The organism is Caldanaerobacter subterraneus subsp. tengcongensis MB4 (assembly GCF_000007085.1).
GTDB lineage: Bacteria > Bacillota > Thermoanaerobacteria > Thermoanaerobacterales > Thermoanaerobacteraceae > Thermoanaerobacter > Thermoanaerobacter subterraneus.
In genome coordinates, this window is sequence record NC_003869.1 from 644683 (window position 1) to 663393 (window position 18711).

17 protein-coding genes and 1 pseudogene are annotated in these 18711 nt (G+C 34.3%); 15 read left to right on the forward strand and 3 right to left on the reverse strand.

Annotated elements, in window-relative coordinates:
• Positions 1-50 precede the first annotated feature (50 nt).
• From TTE_RS03095 to TTE_RS03105, 3 genes are all read right to left on the reverse strand, one after another.
• Entirely contained in the window at positions 51-863 is an 813-nt protein-coding gene (locus tag TTE_RS03095) for an ABC transporter permease (protein WP_011025051.1), read from the reverse strand.
• Positions 856-1602 (reverse strand): ABC transporter ATP-binding protein, encoded by a 747-nt coding sequence (locus tag TTE_RS03100; protein WP_011025052.1) that lies wholly within the window; start codon positions 1600-1602, stop codon positions 856-858. Before TTE_RS03100 ends, TTE_RS03095 begins: the two co-directional genes overlap by 8 nt.
• Before the next feature lie 62 nt (positions 1603-1664).
• Positions 1665-2675, reverse strand: coding sequence for an ABC transporter substrate-binding protein (locus TTE_RS03105; RefSeq protein ID WP_011025053.1), 1011 nt, complete (start codon positions 2673-2675; stop codon positions 1665-1667).
• 163 nt (positions 2676-2838) lie between these two features.
• On the opposite strand from TTE_RS03105, the gene TTE_RS03110 reads away from it, so the two are divergent.
• The 15 genes and pseudogenes from TTE_RS03110 to TTE_RS03170 all read left to right on the forward strand — a co-directional run bounded on the left by TTE_RS03110 (position 2839) and on the right by TTE_RS03170 (position 18709).
• Positions 2839-5322: an O-antigen ligase family protein gene (locus tag TTE_RS03110; protein ID WP_011025054.1), complete on the forward strand. Its 2484-nt coding sequence runs from the start codon at positions 2839-2841 to the stop codon at positions 5320-5322.
• Between the two features lie 93 nt (positions 5323-5415).
• A complete protein-coding gene (locus tag TTE_RS13285; protein WP_011025055.1) occupies positions 5416-5901 on the forward strand; it encodes a hypothetical protein in 486 nt (161 codons plus the stop codon).
• A gap of 133 nt (positions 5902-6034) precedes the next feature.
• On the forward strand, positions 6035-6889 hold the full coding sequence (locus TTE_RS03120; RefSeq protein ID WP_011025056.1) for a methyl-accepting chemotaxis protein: 855 nt from the start codon (positions 6035-6037) through the stop codon (positions 6887-6889).
• A gap of 281 nt (positions 6890-7170) precedes the next feature.
• Positions 7171-7374: pseudogene (locus TTE_RS14450) on the forward strand (flagellar biosynthesis/type III secretory pathway protein); the annotation flags it as partial.
• A 29-nt stretch (positions 7375-7403) separates the two neighbouring features.
• The gene (locus tag TTE_RS14455; RefSeq protein ID WP_011025058.1) at positions 7404-7646 is read left to right on the forward strand and encodes an Rpn family recombination-promoting nuclease/putative transposase; all 243 of its coding nucleotides are present in this window, start codon (positions 7404-7406) and stop codon (positions 7644-7646) included.
• A gap of 13 nt (positions 7647-7659) precedes the next feature.
• On the forward strand, positions 7660-8181 hold the full coding sequence (locus TTE_RS14150; protein WP_011025059.1) for a DUF4351 domain-containing protein: 522 nt from the start codon (positions 7660-7662) through the stop codon (positions 8179-8181).
• A 133-nt stretch (positions 8182-8314) separates the two neighbouring features.
• Entirely contained in the window at positions 8315-9430 is a 1116-nt protein-coding gene (locus tag TTE_RS03130) for a DegT/DnrJ/EryC1/StrS family aminotransferase (protein ID WP_011025060.1), read from the forward strand.
• A gap of 4 nt (positions 9431-9434) precedes the next feature.
• The gene (locus TTE_RS03135) at positions 9435-10772 is read left to right on the forward strand and encodes a nucleotide sugar dehydrogenase (protein ID WP_011025061.1); all 1338 of its coding nucleotides are present in this window, start codon (positions 9435-9437) and stop codon (positions 10770-10772) included.
• An 8-nt stretch (positions 10773-10780) separates the two neighbouring features.
• The gene (locus TTE_RS03140; protein WP_011025062.1) at positions 10781-11884 is read left to right on the forward strand and encodes a Gfo/Idh/MocA family protein; all 1104 of its coding nucleotides are present in this window, start codon (positions 10781-10783) and stop codon (positions 11882-11884) included.
• 5 nt (positions 11885-11889) lie between these two features.
• Positions 11890-12597, forward strand: a complete 708-nt coding sequence (locus TTE_RS03145) for an N-acetyltransferase (protein WP_011025063.1) — start codon at positions 11890-11892, stop codon at positions 12595-12597.
• Between the two features lie 228 nt (positions 12598-12825).
• Positions 12826-13926 (forward strand): glycosyltransferase family 4 protein, encoded by a 1101-nt coding sequence (locus tag TTE_RS03150; protein WP_235619557.1) that lies wholly within the window; start codon positions 12826-12828, stop codon positions 13924-13926.
• A gap of 79 nt (positions 13927-14005) precedes the next feature.
• Entirely contained in the window at positions 14006-15379 is a 1374-nt protein-coding gene (locus tag TTE_RS03155) for an O-antigen polymerase (RefSeq protein WP_011025065.1), read from the forward strand.
• A 19-nt stretch (positions 15380-15398) separates the two neighbouring features.
• On the forward strand, positions 15399-16541 hold the full coding sequence (locus TTE_RS03160) for a glycosyltransferase (RefSeq protein WP_011025066.1): 1143 nt from the start codon (positions 15399-15401) through the stop codon (positions 16539-16541).
• Positions 16538-17476 carry a D-glucuronyl C5-epimerase family protein gene (locus TTE_RS03165; protein ID WP_011025067.1) on the forward strand — a complete coding sequence of 313 codons (939 nt, stop codon included), beginning with the start codon at positions 16538-16540 and terminating at the stop codon, positions 17474-17476. The genes TTE_RS03160 and TTE_RS03165 overlap by 4 nt, the downstream gene beginning before the upstream one ends.
• Before the next feature lie 12 nt (positions 17477-17488).
• A complete protein-coding gene (locus TTE_RS03170) occupies positions 17489-18709 on the forward strand; it encodes a glycosyltransferase (protein ID WP_011025068.1) in 1221 nt (406 codons plus the stop codon).
• Positions 18710-18711: the final 2 nt, after the last annotated feature.

Sequence of the window (18711 nt, forward strand, 5' to 3'; positions counted from 1 at the left end):
ATGTATTACAAACATATTTTAGCACATGTTAAAATAAAAAGCATCTCTTTCTATCTCCAGCGAATGAGCTTTTTTTCAAGATACACTATAAATACGTACATTAAAGCTGAGAGTATGGAAAGGATCAGCACACTCGTCATTACCATGTCTAATTTAAAAATTTGCCCTCCATAGACTATCAGATATCCGAGGCCGGCTTTTGATACCAAAAACTCACCTGTTATGACTCCAACCCACGAAAGGCCGATGTTTATCTTTATAGCCGACATTATAGTGGGTACACTGGCGGGCAGCACGCATTTGGTGAGTATTTGCATTTTTGTAGCCCCGAAGGTCTTTAAAAGCTTTATTTTTTCTTCGTCCACTTCTTTAAAACCTGTCGCCAGGCTTATAATTGTCACAATTAATGAAATAGCTAGTGCCATTGTGATAATTGGAGCTTCACCGTTTCCCATCCAAACTATGAAAATAGGTCCTAATGCAATCTTTGGGAGGCTATTTAAGACTACTAAGTAAGGTTCTGCCACCTGTGAGAGAAAATCTGACCACCATAGGAGTATTGCAATAAACATCCCTGCAACTGTTCCCAAAGTAAATCCCACTACAGTTTCACTTAAAGTAACCCATATATGCATGAGAAGAGTCCCGTTTTGATTTAAAGTCAGCATTGTCTTTAACATTCTAGAGGGCTGGCTTACAAGGAAAGGGTCTATAATTTTGTACCTCGCTGCGATTTCCCACAATCCAAAAAAGATTACCAGGATTGCCAGTTGTGTTACTCTTACCATTATATTTTTTCTTTTAACGCTTTTTAAAAATTCTTGATGCTCTTTTGACACATAGGTGGATGCCACTTCATACATGTATATCCAGCTCCTTCCATATAGAATTGAAATACTCTCTGAACTCAGGTGCTTTTCTTCTCCCTATTGGTGAATAATCATCACAGGTGAGAGATATTTCATAAATTCTCTTTACGTAGGCGGGCCTTTTTGAAAGTACTACAATCCTATTACACATGGCTATTGCCTCGGAAATATCGTGGGTCACTATTACGGCAGTTTTCTGTTCATTTTTTAAAATTTTATACACCTCATCGGATATGGCAAGCTTTGTCTGATAGTCGAGAGCTGAAAAGGCCTCATCTAAAAGCAATATGTCAGGTTTTAAAGCGAGTGTCCTGATTAGTGCAGCCCTTTGCCTCATCCCTCCTGAAAGCTGATTGGGGTAATAGTTTCTAAACTCCCACAGCCCGTATTTTTTGAGCAGATCTTTTACGTAGCTTCTCGATTCTTCTGTGAGCTTTTTTTGAATTTCAAGCCCAAGTATCGCATTTTGCCATATAGTTCTCCATTCAAACAGATGGTCCCTTTGAAGCATATAGCCTATTTTCCCATTTACTTCTACGCTTCCTCTGGAAGGCTTTAAAAGACCGGAAATTATGGACAAAAGGGTAGATTTACCGCATCCCGAAGGTCCTATTACTCCCACAAATTCTCCTTCGTACACATCAAAGGAGATATCATTTAAAGCTTCAGTTTCACCTTCCAATGTGTGGTATTTAAAAGAGACGTTTTTAAGGCTTACCATCACATTGTCCATACAAGCACTCCTTTCTATATTTTGAGGTTGTGCCCAAGATGCTTTTGGGCACAACCTTCAGTTTACTTTTTAATAGTTTTTTCTGCTTTTTCAGCAAAGGTGTTGTTTATAAGAAGCCTTGAATCCACCTTCTCTTTTATCACTCCTGCATCTAAAAGTATTGTCTGCAAGAAGTCAAAGTCTTCTACTTTCATTTTGAGAGTTGTTCCCCACGTATTCTGGTTTTTATACCTTTCAATAGCAGTTGCCATGAGGTCTACATCTGCATCAGGGAAGAAAGGTTTTATAGCCTCTGCCACCTCTTTAGGGGAATGAGAATCTACCCAGAGCATACCTTTGTACACTGCGTTTACAAATTTTTGTATTATATCAGGGTGCTTCTCAATATAGCTTTTTTTGGCGTTAAAAGTAGTGTAGGGTACCTCATGGCTTGACGCTCCTACAGAAGCTACAATATAACCTCCTCCCTGTTTTTCTACCATTGAAGCTGTAGGTTCAAACAAAGCCACATAGTCGGCATCTGATGACATGAAAGCGCCGGCTGCTGCTGTAAACTGTAGATTGGTGATAAGAGTTAGGTCTTTTTTGGGGTCCAGTCCGTGCTGCTTTAGAACGTACTCTAAGGTCATTTCTGGCATGCCGCCAGGTCTTCCACCTATGACTTTTTTGCCTCTTAAGTTTTCCCACTTGAAGTTCGGTTCAGGTTTCTTGCCGAGGAGGAAGGAACCGTCTTTTCTCGTCAGCTGTCCGAAATTAACTAGGTAATCATCTCTTCCCTCTAAGAGCACATATACGGTGGTCTCAGGACCTTGAAGTCCTATGTCTGCTGTTCCAGAAAGCACAGCTGTCGCAGCTTTGTCTGAGCCTTGAGCAGTCGTGATTACAAGCTCAAGACCTTCCTCTTTGAAAAAGCCCTGGCTTACCGCTACATAATAGGGAGCGTAAAAAATGGAGTGGACCGTTTCTACGAAATTTATCTTTGTGAGCTTTTGCTCTTTACTGCTACATCCGGTTATTGAAGAGGCTATAAGTGTAAGTACCACAGCAATTACAATTAAGTACTTGAACCTCATAGACAATCCCCCTTTTCAGTTTTCACTTTATTATATTCTCGAAGCCTTAATGTGTGATTTAGGAGAAATTTTGGTTTATCCTTTTTAGAAAAGAAGGAGAAGTGAAATTTTTGTCGAATAAGTATATACTGTAATTAGATTGCTATAGAAAAGGGGATTGGAAATGGCGCAAAAACCTGTTGCAAAGAAAAGTAAAACAAAATCAAAGACAGGACAAATGCCAAAAATTAGCGGAAAACTTGACATTGTTTTTTACATAATACTTTTAATACTGGTATTTTATCCGCCTTTTTTCAGAGGCATGTTCTTTGAGAAAGAGATGTTTCCGACAATCGCTATAACCTCTGTCGTGTTTATACTGTGGGCTGTGTATAAGATTGCAGTAAAAGAGCCCATCATAGCTACTACACTGGATTACGCTGCACTTTCTCTTGTTGGAGCCTATGTGATTTCCACTTTTTTCGCTGTAAATGTAAGAGCAAGCATTGGAGAGGTTTTGAGATACTGTGATTATCTTTTCATTTACTTTATGGTAAGTAAACTAGTAAAGGATAATAAAAAAATCTTTATGCTATTAAATGTTCTAGTTTTGAGCTCCTTTTTTGTGGCGGTCATAGGACTTGGTTCTTCTGTAAATTTAATTCATTACAATGGTTCTTGGGTAGGTGGAAGGATAAACTCCACTTTCCAGTACCCCAACACCGCAGCTTCCTTTTTGATGGCATTTTTTCTTGTAAACTTGGCATTAATATCCTATACTGATAATAGATACCTAAAAGCTCTGTACGGCGCCATTGCCTACACTCAATTCTACGCTTATGTGTTTACACTTTCTCGCGGAGCATGGCTTATGCTTCCCTTTTTAGGCCTTTTATTGATGGCTTTAATGCCAAAAGGGAAAAGGGTAGAGCCCTTCATGTATTTTATAGGGGTAATAATTGCTTCAGCACTCCCAATAGCGAAATTTAATTCAGCTGTTGCAAGTGGCGATGCAATGAGGCTTGTAAAGTGGTATTTAATAGGATTCTTATCTTCTCTTGTAATTACTTATGCTATAAGCTTTGTCATGGGCTTTGTAAATAAAATAAGCGCAAAAATTGCTCTAGCTATAGCTTCTGTGCTGATAGTTTTAGTAGCTATTGGAGGTTACATAGTTTTTACCACACAGGTGCCGCTTACTTTGAAGCACACAGCGGATGAACCTGATGGAATGAAGGCAGTTACGCGTTTTGTGAATGTTGACCCTGATAGAGTTTATGTACTAAAGTATGATGTAATAGCCAAAAATCCCGAAAATAAAGATTGGGCTTACGGGATAGTGATAAACAGCAGAAATGAAAATGACCAGTCGACAAAAATTGCTGAAGTTTACGAAAAAGGAGACTTTATAGGGGAAAAGACTTTAGAATTTACAACCCTTAAAGACACAAAAAGCATAGCCATTGTGTTTATGAACAATTTTAAAGACACTTCTGCGACTTTTACAGAAGCAAAAGTGTATCCCAAAAACGACCCAAAAGACGTGCAAACCGTGATGTTAAAATACAAATACCTGCCGGAAGACATTGCATCCCGTGTGCAGGATATAAACCTCACAAGCCGCAGCAGCTCTCAGAGAATGCAGTTTTACATAGACGGCTTAAAAATATTTAAGGACTATCCCATATTTGGAGCAGGTGGAGGTGCATGGGCTGCTTTATACTTTAAGTACCAGTCCTACCTTTACTGGACAACACAGACACACAATTACTTCATGCAGGTATTGCTTGATACAGGCATAGTTGGATTTATTGCACTGCTTTTCTTGCTCGTTACTCTTATAAGGAGTATGGCAAGGGTGTACAGAGGGTATGGAGAAGATAAGTACAAAGTCCTTATAGCAGGTGTAATAACTGCTATAGTCAGTCTCTACGCTCATGCTGCCATGGACTTTGACTTTTCACTTTCGGCTGTGTCAATAGCCCTCTGGGCGTTAATTGGAGTGATAAATTCTCTGGATAGAGAGATATTAAAAGTAAAAAGTAGAAAGGTCTATCTTAACTATGCAGCAGTTTTAGTAACTTTTGTGGTTCTTTATATGTCTACCTCTATGTCTGTAGCTTTGGGCTATGCAGTCAAAGGCGATAATTTCTTAAAATCTCAGGATTTAAATTCTGCAGAAGCAGCCTATGAAAAGGCAGTTGCTTACGATCCATTTAATGCCCAGTACAGAATGACTTACGGGCAGATTCTTGCGGCTCTTGGTGACAAGTGGCAGGACCCTGTAAGGCTTCAGAAAGCCATGTTTGAAGAAGAAAAAGCAGTTAAGCTTGAGCCTTTCAACTCAAGGTTAAACGCCCAGCTTGGAGCTTTTTACCTTGCTCATGGGCAGATTGACCTGGGGCTTAAGTACGTAGAAAAAGCAGTAGAGGTACAGCCTTTCAGGCCAGAAAATTATCAACAGCTGGCTGACGCTTACAACAAAGTAGGCATGTATTACCTTAACAAAGGGGATAAACAAAAAGCGAAAGAGTACTTGCAAAAAGCTGTAGATGTAGAGAAAATGTATGAAAAAGTAAATGCTAGATCACTTGAGCCAAAGCCCATGACTGAGGCGACAAAACAGATAATTGAAGAATCCAAAAAAGCTCTTCAGGGGATACAGTAAGCTGTATCCCTTTTGTTTTAGTTTAACATTGATTACCTGTGGTAAGAATGGTATGATAAAGCTAGTAAAAAGTTTTTGTATGGGGGCATGAAAATGACAAACGAAGAATTCATGAATTTTATTGTGGAGAAGTTCAATAGTTTTGAAAAGAGGTTTGACAACTTTGAAAGAAGACTGGATGAATTTGAAGAGAGATTTAGTGCCTTTGAGAAGAGATTAGAAAAAATAGAGAAAAGATTAGATGGATTTGAGGAAAGGTTTGAGGATGTAGAAAAGAGATTTGAAAATGTAGAAAGAAGCTTTGGAAATCTGGAAAAGAAAGTTGAAGGTGTAGAAAAAAGACTTCAAGATGTAGAAAAAAGAGTTGAAAATGTAGAAATAAGACTTGAAAGCGTAGAAAATCTGGTTAAAGCTACATTTGAACAAACTGCTTCAAATTCGGAAGCTATTACAGAAATAAAGATAAAATTGGATAAAAAGTTAGAAAGTTATGATAAAACTATAACCGAGTTAAAGCAAAAGTCAGAGGAAGCAGAACTGGACATACAATTACTAAAAAAATTAGTGGTAAACCTGTAGGGCCTAAGATGCACTATAAAGTGCGTCTTTTTTATTTATAAGCATAATTTTATTTTTCAATTCAGAAGGAAAATGTTGTTTTATGTCGAATATTATCATGGGTTCAACAAAAAGAAAGCGGAGGTAAACGTTCATGAATATAGGGATTGTAGGTGCTGGTAAGGGCGGCACAGCCATTTTAAAAGCGATTTACGGATTGCCAGAAGTTTTTGTTGCGGGTGTTGTGGACATAGACGAAAATGCACCTGGGATGAAGTTGGCAAGAGAAAAGGGCATAAGGACTTTCACCAATTGCGTGGATTTATTAAAAATGCCACAACTAGATTTGGTGATTGAAGTAACGGGCAATCCTAAAGTACAGGAAATACTGTATACACACAAGAGTGAAAACACAGTAGTAATTGATGCCAATGCAGCAAAATTAATGATGAACGTTGTTCAGTCAAAAGAAGAAATGACCAAAAAACTTTATATGCAAGCTCAAGAATTAGCAAAAGAAGCCGAGAAACTTGGCAATGCGGTGAAAGAGATAAAAGGAGCAGCCCAGAATGTAGCAGAAGGAGCAGAGGAACTGGCTTTAATGAGCGCAAATCTAAACGATTCAGCGAATAACGCCAGAAATTACACTCAAAACATAGGAGAAGTGCTTTCGTTTATAAAAAGAGTAGCCAGTCAAACAAAACTTCTAGGTTTAAATGCGGCAATTGAAGCAGCTCGGGCAGGAGAGCACGGACGAGGCTTTGCTGTTGTAGCTGAAGAAGTTAGAAAATTGGCAGAAGAGAGCGCACAGGCTGTAGAACAGATTGGAAATATATTGAAAAATATAGAAAATTCTGTAGAAGCAATTGTCAATGAAATAAGCAAAACGACACAAATCGCAGAGCTTCAAGCAGGTTCTACTCAGCAGATTGTAAGTGAGATTATGGAATTAGAGCATACAGCAGATAATCTAAAAAAAGTGGCTAACCAGCTTATAAATTTGAGCTGAGGTATTTTAATAAAATTTTCTAGCTTAAGAAGGAAAATCATATTTTTTGTCGAATATATATTAATTGGATTGGTTATCCATTTTTCTGACATGATCCAGCAGGGTTTATGCGGCTGTTTCGGCGCCCGTAGATTCCGCTGGTGGTAATAGAAATACAGGGAAGGGGAGGGTGTTTTTCAAAAACACCTAATCTCCAAAGGAAGGTTATTACCTTTTTTCTTAAAATGATATAATATAAGTGAAAGATATAATGAAGATCTTCTGATGCTCCTCACGATAAAGGTTATAAATACTTGCTTTCTCACAAAAAAGTCTTTATTGAGCTTTTAAGAAGTTTTGTCAAAAAGGACTGGGTAAATGAAATAGATGAATCTAGCTTGATCCGTATAAACAAATCTTTTATACTGCAGGACTTTAAAAATAAAGAAGCAGATCTTATCTATCGGGCAAAATTGAAAGATAAAGATGTTTTTTCTACGTATTGATGGAATTTCAGTAAAAAATTGACTTTCAAATGCCTTACAGGCTGCTTCTGTACATAGTTGAAGTTTGGAGAGAAATCTTAGGAGATATTCCAATAGAAGAGCAAAAAAGGAAAGATTTCAAATTGCCTGTAGTTATTCCTATTGTGCTTTATAATGGAGTCAACAGATGGACTGCTTCTTTGAACTTCAAAGAAATAGTAGACTCATATCAATTATTTGGAGAGAACTTAATAGATTTCAGGTATATATTAATTGATGTAAATAGAATATGATGAAGAAGAGCTTTTGCAGTTATCTAATTTGATAAGTAGTATATTCTTACTTGATGGACGAATAGATAAAGAAGAATTAATTGAAAAATTGAGAAAAGTAGCGGATACCTTAAAGAACATAGCTGAGGAAGAATTCATAATACTTAGAAATTGGCTTTTCTCAGTTGTATCGAGGTTTCTGCCAAAAGATAAGGAAAAAGAGGTAAAAGAGATTTTGATGCAAAGTGAGGGGGTGAAGGAGATGATTTCTAATCTTGAGCGAAGCTTGAGAGAAGAATTTAGGAAAACGAGAAGAGAAGCATTACAAGAGGGATTGAAAAAAGGAAAACTAGAAGGCCTAAAAATAGGGAAAATAGAAGGGAAAATAGAAGGAATACGCATGGTAGTATTTGAACAGCTCAGAGAAAAATTTAGAGATATTCCTATAGAATATATAGAAGGCATTGCAAAACTAGATGGCAAGACTTTGCTCCAGTTAGCAAAAGACATTTTAAAAATGGAAAAATTAGAGGAGTTGAAAAAATATATAAATTGAAATAAGTTTGAACTATTTTTTCACCTAAGGAAAGAAAAAAGCTAATTGTACGAAATCATAATTTCGTATAATTGGGTGGACGGGGGATTTTTTATTTTTATGGAAATCAAAATTTCTAGAGAGGGTTTTAAATATGGAGATAGAATTAATTAATTTAAAACGCCAGTATAAAAATTTAAGGGACGAAATAAATAAGGCAATAGAAAAAGTTTTAGAAAATGGACAATATATCCTAGGTCCAGAAGTAAAAGCTTTTGAAAAAGAAATAGCAGAATATTTGGGTATAAGATACGCAATAGGTGTAGCAAATGGGACTGATGCTTTGGTGCTTTCATTAAGAGCTCTCAATATAGGACCAGGAGATGAAGTTATAACAACTCCTTTTACCTTTTTTGCAACAGCAGAAGCAGTTTCTCAGGTAGGTGCTACACCAGTTTTTGTCGACATAGACCCAGATACGTACAATATAAATCCGGATTTGATAGAAGAAAAAATTACTAAAAAAACAAAAGCTATTATACCAGTACATATTTTTGGACAACCCTGTGATATGGACAAAATCATGGAAATTGCCAAGAAACACAATTTATACGTAATCGAGGATGCATGTCAAGCAATAGGATCAGAGTATAAAGGCCAAAAAGTAGGTACTTTTGGAGATGTCGCCTGCTTCTCATTCTTTCCCACAAAAAACTTAGGCGGTTATGGCGATGGAGGAATGGTGGTAACTAATAATCCAGAGATAGCTGAAAAAGTAGACATACTCAGAAAACATGGCAGTAAAAAGAAATATTATAATGAAGAAATTGGATATAACAGTAGACTCGATGAATTGCAGGCTGCAATTTTAAGAGTAAAATTAAAATATCTTGATGTGTGGAATAGTCAAAGGATTAGTGCAGCTAATAAATATAACGAACTATTAAAAGATTTATCAGATGTTATAAAAAGTCCATATAAATTACCAGAAGTTAAACACATATATCATTTGTACTGCATACAAAGTGAAAAAAGAGAATTTTTAATGGAAAAATTAAAAGAAAATGGCATTGCAACAGGGATATACTATCCTGTGCCATTACATCTTCAAAAGGCGTATGCTAATTTAGGCTACAAAGAAGGCGACTTGCCAGTTGCTGAAGAAGTATGTAGAAAAATTTTTGCTATACCGATGTATCCTGAAATTACTGATGAAGAGATTAGCTATATCAGTAAGGTACTGCACAAAATTGTAAACGAAGGAGATTGAGATTGTGGAGAGGGAAAAAGAGTTTAACAGTACATACTATGAACTTTTGGACAAAATAGAGAGCAAAAAGGCAGTAATAGGGGTAATAGGATTGGGCTATGTAGGATTGCCTCTTGCAGTGGAAAAAGCTAAAGCAGGATATAAAGTAATAGGATTTGATATTCAAAAGCACAAGGTGGAAAAAGTAAACAACGGTATAAATTACATTGGTGATATCCTAGATGGAGACTTAAAAGAAGTAGTTGAGCAGGGAAGATTAAAAGCCACAAATGATTATGCTTTTTTAAAAGATGTGGATGCAGTTGCAATATGTGTTCCTACTCCTCTTGATAAAAATAAACAGCCTGATTTATCCTATATAATTAACTCTACCAAAGAAATAGCGAAATATTTACATAAAGGCATGTTGGTCGTACTTGAAAGCACTACATATCCTGGTACCACTGAAGAAGTTGTAAAACCTATTTTAGACGAGACTGGCTTGATATGCGGAGAGGACTTTTTTTTAGCCTATTCTCCTGAAAGAGTAGACCCCGGTAACAAGGAGTATAAGACAAAAAATACTCCTAAAGTGGTAGGCGGCGTCACAAAACAGTGTACTAAAATTGCTGCTGCTCTTTATAGAAATGTCCTTGAAAGTGAAGTGTTTGAAGTATCAAGTCCCAAAGTAGCAGAGATGGAAAAAATTTACGAAAACACTTTTAGAAATATCAATATAGCATTAGCTAATGAAATGGCTATTATATGTTATCGCATGGGTATAGATGTATGGGAAGTAATTGAGGCAGCTAAAACAAAGCCCTATGGCTTTATGGCTTTTTATCCCGGGCCAGGACTTGGTGGCCATTGCATCCCTATAGATCCTTTTTATCTTGCTTGGAAAGCAAGAGAATATGACTATCATACAAGGCTTATTGAAACCTCAGGTGAAATAAATAATTACATGCCAGAATTTGTGGTAGAACGCATTTCAAGGATTTTAAATAGATTCAAAAAGCCAATCAATGGTTCAACTATACTCCTTTTAGGAGTAGCCTATAAAAAAGATATAGATGACATAAGAGAATCACCAGCCCTAAAGATAATCTCAATATTGGAAAAAGAAGGAGCAGTAGTAAAATATAACGATCCTCATGTACCTGAGTTTAAACACAATGGCAAATTGTATCATTCAGAGAACCTAACTGATGATTTACTAAGTTCCTCTGACCTTGTTGTAATTACAACAGACCACACAAAGTACGATTATGAGCATATAGTTAAGACAGCAAAATTTGTATTTGATACGAGAAATGCTACAAAAAATTTAAAAGAATCAAGAGAAAAAATAGAAGTGCTGTAGGTGATAAAATGGATAAAAAATTAAGATTTGGATTAATTGGTTGTGGCAGGATTTCTTTTAAACATATTGAAGCTTTAGTGAATAATCATGATAATGCAGAATTAGTTGCACTGTGTGATTTGGAAATTGAAAAGGCTGAGTTATTGAAAAAAAGATATAGAGAGCTATTGGATGAAAAGAATGTAAAGATAAATAACATAGAAGTATATCGGGATTATCAAGAACTGTTAAAAAGGGACGATATAGATATAGTGAGTATTGCTACATATTCAGGTACACATGCTGAAATAACTATAAATGCCTTAAAATCAGGTAAACATGTAATTGTTGAAAAGCCAATGGCTCTATCTATCAAAGATGCAGATGAAATGATTGAAACTGCTAAAAAGTATAACAGAAAACTAACTGTATGCCATCAAAATAGATTTAATTCAACTGTTCAAAAATTGAGAAAAGCTGTAGAAGAAAATCGTTTTGGCAAATTGGTTCATGGAGTTGCCAGTATAAGGTGGAACAGAAATGACGATTATTATAGACAAGCTTCCTGGAGAGGTACATGGGAACAAGATGGCGGTACTTTAATGAATCAGGGCATACACAATATTGACCTTCTCCAGTGGATGATGGGACCTGTTGAAAGACTCTATGCTGAAGCAGACACATTTTTAAGAAATATTGAAGGAGAAGACATGGGAGCAGCAGTACTGCGATTTAAAAATGGTGCTATAGGAATTATAGAAGGAAGTGCTTGTGTTTATCCTAAAAATCTTGAAGAAACCTTGAGCATATTTGGAGAAAAAGGTACAGTGAGAATTGGTGGAGTTGCTATTAACAAAATAATTGACTGGAAATTTGCGGATGGATTAGATGATGAAGAAGAAGTAAAAAAAGAAGCTAACTATGAAGACCCCGATACAGTATATGGTTATGGTCATACTCCTTTATATAGAGATTTTATTGATGCAGTACTAAACGATAGAGACCCTTACATAACAGGCGAAGATGGTAAAAAAGCTGTTGAGATAGTATTGGCAATTTACAAATCAAGAAAAACAGGTTTACCAGTAGAATTTCCTTTAAAAGATTTTTCAACACTTGATATGAAGGAATGATGAAAATGAATTACATATCTGAGAAAGCCAAAATAGGGCAAAATGTAAAAATAGGCTATTTTACAGTTATTGAAGATAATGTGGTAATAGGAGATAACTGCGTTATAGGAAATAATGTCACTATATATAAAGGAAGTATCATAGGTAACAATGTGAGGATTGACGATAATGTAGTAATTGGCAAACAACCAATGAGAGCTGCAACTAGCATCTTTAAAGATAAACAAGAAAAACCTCCTTGTAAAATAGGAGATGACTGCATAATAGGTACTTCTGCCGTGATATATGCTGGCTGTGAAATAGGTAAAAAATGTTTAATTGCTGATTTAGCAACTGTTAGAGAAGATGTAGTGATAGGTGATATGACTATTGTAGGAAGAGGTGTAGCAATAGAAAATTACTGCAAAATAGGAAGTAGATGCAAAATCGAGACAAATGCCTATATCACGGCTTATTCAGAGTTAGAAGATGAAGTTTTTATTGCTCCTTGCGTAGCAACCTCAAATGATAACTCGGCTGGAAGAGATCCAGACAGATTTAGCAAGATGAAAGGAGTAACTGCTAAAAGAAAAAGTAGAATTGGAGTCAATGCTACAATTTTACCCGGAAAAGTAATAGGTGAAGATGCCTTTGTTGGAGCTGGTTCAGTTGTGACTAAAGATGTAGAAGATGGTAAGATTGTGGTAGGGAATCCAGGGCGGGTTAAGAAATAAAAAAAGTAGGAAGTTATCTAGCTCTTCCTTAACAAAATTAGTATAACGTGGTTAAAGTTGTATGGAACATAAAAGTTGAGTTATATAAAAAATATTTGAGTTTTCGGTAGTTAATTATTTAGCTAAACTAATTTTAAAGAAAGGTTGGTAAAGTAAATGAGAGATAACCGTATTCAGGATGTTGCTCTAATTTCATCTTATAATCCTTATATTACAAATTTAGGAGGGTTGCAAATACATCTTTTACTTTTAGAAAAGGGATTAAGATTAAATAACGTTAATGTTGTTACTAAATATTATACTTTTTCTAGTTTTGAAAAGGCAAAATTGGTTTTTAGATATCCTTTTTATAAATTTATGAGTTATAAAGATAGAGTAATTACTCGAACAAAACTAATAGAAAAATTTTTTAAAAAGCAACATTTCGAAATATTTCAGGTAGTGAATGCTCATGATGTTATTTCAGGGGCATTCTGTAATAGTAAAAAAATAGTTTTAACACTGCATGGATATTATACAAGAGAAGCTATAAATTATGGAGGCTTTTCAAAAGAAGATATTCCAGATTTCGAGAGATTTGGGAGAGATCTTGAGAAGAGGGCAATAGATAAAGCTCAGAGAATAATTACTGTGGATAGCAGAATTAAAGAATATGTAGTAAGTGAATTTTCTTTTCCTAAAGAAAAGGTTGACGTCATTTTCAATGCAGTTGATATAGATATTTTTAAACCAATCAGTGAATTAGAAAAAAAGCAAATTAGAGAAGAATTAGGATGGGGAGAAGAAGATTTTGTTGTTTTTATACCGCGAAGATATGTAAAGAAAAATGGGGTTATTTATGCTGCCAAGGCTGCAAATATCTTAAAGGAGAAGGATATCAAGTTTATTTTTGCAGGTATAGGACCATTGAAAGAAGAAATTCTAAATATCACTCACAAAAATAAGAATGTTAAAGTTCTAGAGGGTATTCCGCATGACGAAATTGTAAAATATTACAAAGCATGTGATGTTGTTCTTATACCTTCTATAACATCTGATGGTGTAGAGGAAGCTACATCACTTTCGATGCTTGAAGGTATGTCTTGTGGTAAGATTGTAGTTTGTACTCCTATTGGGGGGATGAAAGAAATTATAAAACATGGTGTAAACGGCTTTTTTGTTGAGCAAAAATCAGAAGAAGCTATTGCTTATATTATAGAAAAGATAAAAGAAGATTTTTACAAATTAGATTCTATTAGACAAGAAGCAAGGAAGTATATAGAAAAGAATCATTCTTATATTGTTCATGCACGCAAGTTCATAGAAGTTTATGAGAAAGCTATAAAATGATATAAAAAAATGAGAATAAAAAATTTTAACCACCTTCATTGGTAGATAAGAGTTAGTATTTGGAGGGTTTATAGTAATAATGTTTACTTTGATAGTGGTTCTAATTTTAGGATTAATGATTGTTTTTTTTGAAATATGGAGATGGAGAAAAATAAAATTTATTGATTTCCTTAGGGGATTTAATATTGTTTATTTTATTATATATTTCCTCGCACCTAGTTACATAATACTGTTTGACTTTAAAGTTGATTCTCTTCCTCCATCTTCAATGTGGATTTTTAATATAAACTATAAAGACGCTTATTGGAGTTTTCTTGCTTCGGTGATATCTGTTATAGGTTTTTTTTGTACAGTAGTAGGCTACTATTTAGGGCTTTCAATATTTAGGAATATTGGTTGTAGTATTAATTTTAAGTTAAATAAAATCAGTGATTCTTATTGGTTACTTTTAAGCATTATTGTACTTTTTTTGGGTTTTTTTTCTTTGGGATTATATATATACAAAAGATCAGCACCTCTTTTTGACCTAATTATGTATTCAGGTTTACTAAGAAGTGGAATTAAAGTAAAGGGAGTGGAAGAAACATCTTTCACTTTTCTTACTTTCTCTTTGATCGTTACTTTTTCTTCATATGTCCTATTAGGACTTAGTTTGAATAAATTTTCTTCATTTAAGAAGCGTTTTTTATATTTTCTTGGTTTTGGAATTTCTGGTATTCTTTCTTTACTTGTATTAATTCTAAAAGCTGGAAGATTACATCTAATTAATTATTTACTTGTTGTTTTTTTAACTTTGTACTCTACGTTAGAAAAACGTATATTTAGAATTTTGTTTCTTGTCCTCTCTCTAGGAGTAAGCTTGTCAATAATTTTATATGGGAAATATTGGTTTGGAATAAGATTTGGAAAGCCTATATACAATAGTTTGCAAGATATTTTCTCTAATTTTTTTGCTGAATTTTCTTTTCCATACCTTTCTTTAATCAATATACTTTGTAATGTGCCTATAAAAACTTCTTATCGCTATTTTTTAGATTTTCCTCTAGGAATTTTAAGAATTCCGTTGGGATTAATATCGAAAATTTTAGACATTAATATAGACTTTCCTTTAACTCTATCTCAAGAGAATACATTAATTATTTTGGGAACAGAGAAAGGTGGAATTCCTGTAGATATCCTAGGGGCAGGTTATTTTTCAGCAAATATCTTTGGAGTAGTTTTTATAATGTTTTGTTTAGGTATGCTTTTAGCGTTATTTGAAAGAATATTCAGCAATGTTTCTAATCCTGTGCTAAGATCTTTAAAAATAGCTTGGATATTATATTTTTCAACGATGGTAGTACTATACGCAGACCCAGCAATTCTTCTTTGGGATGGAGTTTATCTTATTTTTCCCACTATAGTTTTTTTGATGTTGTATTTGTTATTAAACTTCAAAAAATATTCCTTTTAAAAATGTAGAGGAGGTAATTATGAATAGAATTAAGGTACTTCAAATAATACCTAATTTTGGTTATGGTGGAGCAGAACGCTTAACAGTAAATCTAATGAAATATTTAGATAAAGAAAAGTACGAAGTAAGAGCTATTAGTATGTTCGATTCGTTAAATACGGAACTAGAGAAAATATTAGAAAATGAAAATATACCAGTTTATTACCTGGGGAAGAAAAAAGGATTTGATCCAAGGATGTTTTTTAGAATTGATAAAATAATAAAATCTTTTAAACCTCATATTGTTCATACCCACCGGTATGTTCTTAGATATGCATTGCCTTCTCTGTTGCTTCATAAGGTACCTGTAAAAGTTCATACTGTTCATAATATTGCTGAAAAGGAAGTTGACAAAGTTGGCAAATTGGTTCATAAAATTGCTTTTTCTTTTGGGGTGATCCCAATTTCCATATCAAGATTAGTTAGTGAAAGTTTGACTTCTGTTTATGGGGTTAAAAACATTCCATTAATTTTAAATGGTATACCTGTTGAATATTATCAAAAGGCTAATATAAACCGGGAAGAGTGGAGAGAAAAAGAAGGCTTTCAAAAGGAAGATTTTTTGTTTGTGAATATAGCAAGATTAGCGCCGCAAAAGAATCAAGCGTTACTTATAGAAGCATTTGCAAAAGGTCCTGCGAGACATGATAATTCCAAGCTAATTATTGTAGGAGATGGAGAAGAGCGTGAAAGGCTTGAAGAGATAACTAAATTGCATAGACTTGAAGAAAAAGTTTATTTCCTTGGGATAAGGACGGATATTCCAGATATTTTAAATGCTTCTGATGTGTTTGTTTTATCTTCAGATTGGGAAGGCAATCCACTAAGTGTTATGGAAGCAATGGCTGCTGGAAAACCGGTGATAGCAACGTCAGTAGGAGGAGTTCCAGAGTTAATACAGAATAATATTACAGGAATTCTTGTTCCCCCAAAGAATGTAAACGCTTTTTCTAAAGCAATGCTGATGTTAATTGAGAACAAAGATTTATGTCAGAAGTTAGGAGAAAAGGCTAAGGAAGTTGCTGAGAAAGAGTTTGATATTAGTGTAATGGTAAAAAAGTATGAAAAATTGTATGAAAGTTTATTGCAATTTAAGTTGAAAAAGGGAGCTTCTTTATTATGAGGTATGTAAGGATATTATCAAAATACTTAAGAATACTTCTAGGGAAAAGTGCTTTACATGTTAACCAGGGAATTGGAAAAATTTACTCTAAAGAAGGGATAAAAGGGTATTATAATGATTTAACTTTAAAAGTTAATTGGCATGGTGAAACTGATAAAAGAGGTTTACCTATGAATGTCAAAATGGATGGGGAAAAGATTTATTTTCCTACTACTGTAATTCAATATGGTTTGGGCAATTACGATTTGTATTTGCTAACGAAGCAAGATATATATTTTGAGCAGTTTTGGAAATCAGTTAATTGGGTTGTGAATGAGCAAGATGAATTGGGAGGATGGGATGTATTTGAAAGGATTGGAAGTAAAAAATTTTACAAATATTCAGCAATGACTCAAGGAGAAGGAGCATCTCTATTGATAAGAGCTTTTCAGGAAAGTGGCGATGAAGAATTTGTGGATAGAGCTAAAAAAGCGATAGATTTAATGTTGCTTCCTGTGGAAAAAGGTGGCACTGCGAGATACGTTAATGATAAGTTATTTTTGGAAGAAGTGGTCGAATCAAAGCCTGTATTGATATTAAATGGCTGGATATTTGCCGTTTTTGGCTTATACGATATATTCAAGGCGACTTCTGATGGTAGATACAAGGAAGCGTTGCAAAGAACGTTGGATACCTTGAAAGATGAGTTGTACAAATATGACACAGGATATTGGAGTTATTACGATCAGTGTGGTAATCTTGCGAGTCCATTTTATCATAAGTTGCATATAGCTTTGCTTGAAGTTTTATATGAGCTTTTTAATACGATTGAGTTTAAAACAGTAAAAGAGAAATGGGAATCATATTTATCAAACAAATTTAAAAGAACTAGGGCTTTTATTGTAAAGGCATATCAAAAAATAAAGGAACCCGGAGAGGTTGTATTAATTAAGTAGAGGAGAGTTGATATGAAAGGGATGAAGATAGCATATATCACGTCGCAGACACCTTATGGGAAAGGTGAACAATTTATACTTCCAGAGATTTTAGAAGTTATAAAAAAAGGTCATGATGTTGTTGTAATACCAGTTCGACCCGAGAAAGAAATTGCATTAGGAGATGAACCAAAAGAGGTAGCTAAATTTACAATGCATATTCCTCTTTTAAGTTTAAACTTAATATTAAAGAGCTTTTTAATTTTTATAAAACATCCTTTAAGGGTTGTTGAGATAATTTTTAAGATATTAAGACATTCAGGTAGTCTTGGAAAAATATTGAAGAATCTACTCATTATACCAAAAGGTTTAGTTGTTAGCGAGATTTTAAAAAAAAGAAAAATAAATCATATTCACGCTCATTGGGCTTCAACTCCTTCAACTTTAGCTTATATTGCATCAGAATTAACAGGTATACCATGGAGTTTTACAGCGCATCGTTGGGACATCGCAGAAAATAATATGCTAAGAGAAAAAGCTAGAAGTTCTAATTTTATAAGAGTTATTGATAAAAATGGGTATGATGAAATACTATCATATGTCAAGGAATATAGAGATAAATTGTATATTTTGCATGTTGGGGTTAAGGTGGATGTTAATTTTAAAAAATTAGATCTCAAAAAAGCGAATCGAGCTCTTTTAATAGCGGTACCTGCTAATTTTGTAGTTAAAAAGGGACATATCTATTTAATTCAAGCTATTAAAAAGGTGATAGAAACTCAAAATTGCAATGTTTATTGTTATTTTTTTGGGAAAGGACTTTTAGAAGATGAATTAAAACTAACAGTTACCCAACTAAATTTAGAAGATAGAATTTTTTTCAAGGGGCAACTACCACATGATGAACTTATAGAACTATATAGGAGTGGAAAGATTGATTGTGTCATATTGCCGAGTATTGTGACAGACGATGGTGAAAAGGAAGGTATTCCTGTTTCTCTTATGGAAGCAATGGCCCATAAAATACCGGTTATTTCTACTAATACAGGTGGTATACCTGAGTTATTAGAAGGTGGAGCAGGAATTATAGTTGAACAAAAAAACTCAGATGAATTGGCAAAAGCTATTATGAAATTAATTAACGATGAAAAACTGAGGGAAGAGTTAGGTGAAAAAGGTTTTGAGAAAATAGAAAAAGAATTTAATTTATCGAAAATTGTAGAAGAGTTACTATATTTGATGGGTAATAATTAAAA

Coding starts and splice junctions, on each gene's coding strand:
- TTE_RS03095 (WP_011025051.1), bottom strand. CDS start 863: ATGTATGAAGTGGCATCCACCTATGTGTCAAAAGAGCATCAAGAATTT.
- TTE_RS03100 (WP_011025052.1), bottom strand. CDS start 1,602: ATGGACAATGTGATGGTAAGCCTTAAAAACGTCTCTTTTAAATACCAC.
- TTE_RS03105 (WP_011025053.1), bottom strand. CDS start 2,675: ATGAGGTTCAAGTACTTAATTGTAATTGCTGTGGTACTTACACTTATA.
- TTE_RS03110 (WP_011025054.1), top strand. CDS start 2,839: ATGGCGCAAAAACCTGTTGCAAAGAAAAGTAAAACAAAATCAAAGACA.
- TTE_RS13285 (WP_011025055.1), top strand. CDS start 5,416: ATGACAAACGAAGAATTCATGAATTTTATTGTGGAGAAGTTCAATAGT.
- TTE_RS03120 (WP_011025056.1), top strand. CDS start 6,035: ATGAATATAGGGATTGTAGGTGCTGGTAAGGGCGGCACAGCCATTTTA.
- TTE_RS14455 (WP_011025058.1), top strand. CDS start 7,404: ATGCCTTACAGGCTGCTTCTGTACATAGTTGAAGTTTGGAGAGAAATC.
- TTE_RS03130 (WP_011025060.1), top strand. CDS start 8,315: ATGGAGATAGAATTAATTAATTTAAAACGCCAGTATAAAAATTTAAGG.
- TTE_RS03140 (WP_011025062.1), top strand. CDS start 10,781: ATGGATAAAAAATTAAGATTTGGATTAATTGGTTGTGGCAGGATTTCT.
- TTE_RS03145 (WP_011025063.1), top strand. CDS start 11,890: ATGAATTACATATCTGAGAAAGCCAAAATAGGGCAAAATGTAAAAATA.
- TTE_RS03155 (WP_011025065.1), top strand. CDS start 14,006: ATGTTTACTTTGATAGTGGTTCTAATTTTAGGATTAATGATTGTTTTT.
- TTE_RS03160 (WP_011025066.1), top strand. CDS start 15,399: ATGAATAGAATTAAGGTACTTCAAATAATACCTAATTTTGGTTATGGT.
- TTE_RS03165 (WP_011025067.1), top strand. CDS start 16,538: ATGAGGTATGTAAGGATATTATCAAAATACTTAAGAATACTTCTAGGG.
- TTE_RS03170 (WP_011025068.1), top strand. CDS start 17,489: ATGAAAGGGATGAAGATAGCATATATCACGTCGCAGACACCTTATGGG.